The 3,763-nt window shown below is 53.5% G+C and carries 3 protein-coding genes; 2 read left to right on the forward strand and 1 reads right to left on the reverse strand.

Annotated elements, in window-relative coordinates; genetic code table 11:
• On the forward strand, positions 1–1,731 hold a 1,731-nt coding region (locus ABYT30_RS16895; protein ID WP_373097604.1), incomplete at its 5' end, for an FAD-dependent oxidoreductase.
• Positions 1,732–1,884: 153 nt separating this feature from the next.
• Positions 1,885–2,751 carry an HDOD domain-containing protein gene (locus ABYT30_RS16900; protein ID WP_373083054.1) on the forward strand — a complete coding sequence of 289 codons (867 nt, stop codon included), beginning with the start codon at positions 1,885–1,887 and terminating at the stop codon, positions 2,749–2,751.
• A 60-nt stretch (positions 2,752–2,811) separates the two neighbouring features.
• On the opposite strand, the gene ABYT30_RS16905 is transcribed toward ABYT30_RS16900, so the two are convergent.
• Positions 2,812–3,216 (reverse strand): DUF4332 domain-containing protein, encoded by a 405-nt coding sequence (locus ABYT30_RS16905; protein ID WP_373097605.1) that lies wholly within the window; start codon positions 3,214–3,216, stop codon positions 2,812–2,814.
• Between the last annotated feature and the right edge of the window lie 547 nt (positions 3,217–3,763).

The raw sequence follows: 3,763 nt of genomic DNA on the forward strand, positions 1-3,763 counted from the left end.
ATCCTCCACGCCGGTCGTTACGCCTACCACCCTCTGTCAAAAACCGCGTCGACCAGCCAAGCGCCGATCAACCCCTTTAAGGCCCGCGCACTCACTACTCGTGGCGTGGCCAGCACCGTCAAAGACTTCGCCCACACCGCATGGCTGGCGCAGAAAGCCGGTTACGACGGCGTCGAAATAATGGGCAGCGAAGGCTATTTAATTAACCAATTTTTAGCCCCCGCCACCAATAAACGTAAAGACCGCTACGGCGGCAGCCCTGAAAACCGCCGCCGTTTTGCGGTTGAGATCGTGCAGGCCGCACGCCAAAAAGTCGGCCCCAATTTTATTATTATTTTCCGTCTGTCGATGATCGACTTAATTCCTAACGGCTGTACCCGTGAAGAAGTATTAGACCTCGCTCGGGAAATTGAAGCTGCAGGCGCCACCCTAATAAACACGGGCATCGGCTGGCATGAAGCGCGCGTACCGACCATCGTCACCTCGGTGCCTCGCGCCGCGTTTAGCGAAGCCACGGCGGCGGTCAAAAAGGTCGTCAACATTCCGGTTATCGCCTCTAACCGTATCAATATGCCAGATATTGCCGAGAACATTTTGGCCAGCGGCCAAGCCGATATGGTGTCGATGGCCAGACCGATGCTCGCCGATTCCGAATGGGTGAACAAAGCCGCTAGCAATCGCAGCGACGAGATCAATACCTGTATCGCCTGCAACCAAGCCTGCCTTGATCACACCTTTCAAATGAAGCGCGCTAGCTGCCTAGTTAACCCCCGCGCTTGTCACGAAACCGAACTGATCTTTAAAACCGCCACCAAAGCCAAGAAAGTAGCGGTAATCGGCGCCGGCCCGGCAGGGCTGTCCTTCGCCACGGCGGCGGCAGACTGCGGCCACGACGTGCATTTATTCGATCAAGCCGACAAAATTGGCGGCCAGTTCAATTTAGCCAAAACCATTCCCGGCAAAGAAGAATTTGACGAAACTCTGCGCTATTTCGGCAAGAAAATTGAGCTGTCTGGGGTAAAGCTCAAGCTCAACCACCGAGTGGAAAAAGACGAACTCGCTAGCGGCGGTTTCGACGAGGTGGTCGTGGCCACCGGTGTCAGCCCTCGCGCGCTGAACATCCCCGGCATCGATCACCCCAAAGTGGTGTCGTATATCGATGTACTAAAAGGCAATGTCACCATCGGCCAGCGTGTCGCCCTCATCGGCGCCGGTGGCATTGGTTTTGATGTCGCCGAATACCTCGCTCACGATCCCAGCACTGAGCTGCCCCAAAGTGTCTCTAGTTGGTCTGCTGAATGGGGTATCGACCAGCAAACCGGCGAGCGCGGCGGGCTGGTTGCCGGCAAGCCCGAGCCCTCGCAGCGTGAAATTTTCTTGCTGCAACGCAAAACCACCGCACTTGGCAAAGACCTGGGCAAGACCTCGGGCTGGGTGCACCGCGCCACCCTCAAAAACAAAGGCGTCGACATGTTGGCCGGCTGTAGCTATGACCGCGTTGACGACAAGGGCCTCCACATCAGCCAAGATGGCGTACAGCGCATCTTAGACGTCGACCACATTGTGATCTGCGCCGGCCAAGAGCCACTGCGTGAGCTTTACAACCCAGAAACGGAACAGAAAGTGAACACGGCGCAGCGCTACCACCTCATCGGCGGAGCCAATATCGCCTCCGAGCTAGACGCCAAGCGCGCAATACGCGAAGGCGCCGAGTTGGCAGCAAGCCTTTAATAGCCCCCACCCAGCTGCCATGGCGAATTTTCGCCGTGGCAGCTCCTCTACGTTTAAATCCCCTCCACCCCGTCACGGCAAGCCCCTATTGACCAGTAGCATCGCAACAGCGAAGCTAGTTGGCCAAGTAAGCAAACCGGCTACACTATAGCAATGGGACAATCAGCGGGGCACGCCCCCACCAACAAGGAACAGCTACTCAAGCGCATAATGACCGCGCTGAAGTCGGGCACCCTAGAATTACCCAGCCTCCCAGATATTGCGCTAGACGTGCGCGTTGCCGCCAGCCAAGAAAATTTAAACATTGAAGACCTAGCCCGCGTTGTGCAACAAGACCCAGGCTTAAGTGCGTATTTACTCAAAGTCAGTATCAGCAGTCACTACAAACGACGCCACGCCACCAACAACCTCGGCAGCGCACTGCGCCGCCTCGGCTTAGATGCAACCCGCGACCTCACCGCAAGCTACGCCCTTAAAACCTTGTTTTGCATAAACGATTCACAGATCAAACGCCTTTTGCGCGAGATCTGGCAACGCAGCGTTTACACTGCAGCGCTCGCCCACGTCATGGCCCGGCATTGCGGTTTTGACCCTGATCGCGCGCTATTGGGCGGGCTACTCCAAGACATCGGCGCCCTGCCGCTACTTTCGAATTTAAAAGAATATCCCACACTATTAGACGACCCTGCGGGTGTCGATGACCTATTAAACAATTACACCGGCAAGATTAGCGCCCTAGTGCTAAACCACTGGCAATTTGACCACGAACTTGTTGCGGTAGGACTTGAACGCGGCAATTGGCTGCGCGACAAACAAGGCCCCGCTGATTTAGCAGACCTCGTGCTCGTCGCCCGCTACCACAGCTACCTCGGTGAACCCAGCCACAAAAAGCTGCCGCCGCTAAGTAGCCTACCCGCGTTTCAAAAACTAAAACTAGGGGAAATTGGCCCAGAGCAGGGCCTCGCCTTTTTACGCGAAGCCCAGCAGGAGATTGACGAATTGCGCAGCGCCTTATCTTGAAAAAGCGCCGCTCAATCGACTATACCCACCCGCGCGAACCCAAGCTCACCGCCACATAAACTAGTGGGTAATTTTGCGCGGTAACTCCTTCGCCTGTGCTACCCAGCTCTGCACCTGCGACAGCGATGGCACCTTGCGAACAAGGTGTACTTCTTCATTGCGCTCGGCCATTTTTTGCTGCAGATTTTCGGCATTGCGCTGAGCCAACTCCGGCACAGTATCCACTCCAGCACTTTCCAACAGATCTGCATACTGGGTACTTACTCCGCTAATCCGCGCCAAATCCGCGCGATTTACCCAATTTAAGATCCGCATTTCGCTAATACCGGATTTTTCTGCAAGATTTTTACGGGCCGGTTTAGCACCACAGCTCTCTAACAACGCCTCCACTGAAGAAATGCCCGCGTTAAGCAACTTGCTTGAATAGGCCTCACCAATACCCTCTATATCAACTAACTTTGTCATATATCACCTGCCTGTATGGTCCGCTACACAATATGAGCATAAACCCCAGCAACAGCCAGGTAGCCCTAGATCCAAATCATCACGCCGCGCAACTAAATATGCGTGTTAGTAAATATAGGTAGCATCGCCAAAACAGGCAAGGGTATTAAAAATACAAGAGATTTTAATTTTTTAAATACAGAACAAAGGCTTACCAAATATCAAAGGAAGGTCCATACGTACATTCCGCAGAAAATATATGTCATAGATCCTGATCAATACCTTAGCGGCCCAGCGCGAATCATTTTACTTACGCCAAAACTAAGATTACACCACCTTGCGCAATATCAATTTCTGCACAGCGGTCATTGGCAAGCCCATGGCTTCACTACTAGACTTCTAACCCCGGCTTAATTTTAGATCGCGGCGGGTTCACAGCACACTCAGGATGAGAACTTATGCGTATATCATTGATCGTGTTTATATTTGTCTTAAGCGGCTGCAGCAATGACTCCATACCGCATATTCGCTTGCTCAATAGCTACACCCTAGCTGACGATTTCAAGTC

This window comes from Zhongshania sp. (assembly GCF_041623545.1).
In the GTDB taxonomy this organism is placed as follows: Bacteria; Pseudomonadota; Gammaproteobacteria; order Pseudomonadales; family Spongiibacteraceae; genus Spongiibacter.

Bases quoted from the DNA above. Each gene is read 5' to 3' on its own strand.
- ABYT30_RS16905 (WP_373097605.1), bottom strand. From the start codon at position 3,216: ATGACAAAGTTAGTTGATATAGAGGGTATTGGTGAGGCCTATTCAAGC.
- ABYT30_RS16900 (WP_373083054.1), top strand. From the start codon at position 1,885: ATGGGACAATCAGCGGGGCACGCCCCCACCAACAAGGAACAGCTACTC.